Source organism: Mesorhizobium sp. M1A.T.Ca.IN.004.03.1.1, from assembly GCF_003997555.1.
Classification (GTDB): Bacteria; Pseudomonadota; Alphaproteobacteria; order Rhizobiales; family Rhizobiaceae; genus Mesorhizobium.
In genome coordinates this window covers 1-346 of sequence record NZ_RZTV01000095.1, presented here as the reverse complement: position 1 = coordinate 346, position 346 = coordinate 1, and the positions used below count along the sequence as shown (strand labels likewise).

Below are 346 nucleotides of genomic sequence, written 5' to 3'. Positions count from 1 at the left end.
GCCGGCATCGCCTATTCGCAGGATTATATCGCGACGACGCTCGATAAATATCCGAAGATTGCCGCCACCATTTTCCGCCTCTTTCACGACACGCTCGACACCAAGCTTTCGGAAAAGGCCCGCGCCAAGAAGCTCGCCGACCTGCACCAAGCGATCGAGGCCGAACTCGCCGACGTTCCGAGCCTTGACGACGACCGTATCTTGCGCCGCTACGTCAACATCGTCGACGCGACTCTGCGCACCAATTATTTCCAGAAGAACCCCGATGGGTCGCCGAAAGCCATGCTGGCCTTCAAGCTCGATCCGCACCTGGTCGACGGGCTGCCGCAACCGAAACCCTTCCGCG

The 346-nt window shown here is 59.8% G+C and carries 1 protein-coding gene; it reads left to right on the top strand.

All coding sequences use genetic code 11. The features are described 5' to 3' along the window. Nucleotides 1-346: NAD-glutamate dehydrogenase domain-containing protein (locus EOD29_RS30860; RefSeq protein ID WP_164763895.1), on the top strand; the 346-nt coding region annotated here is incomplete at both ends.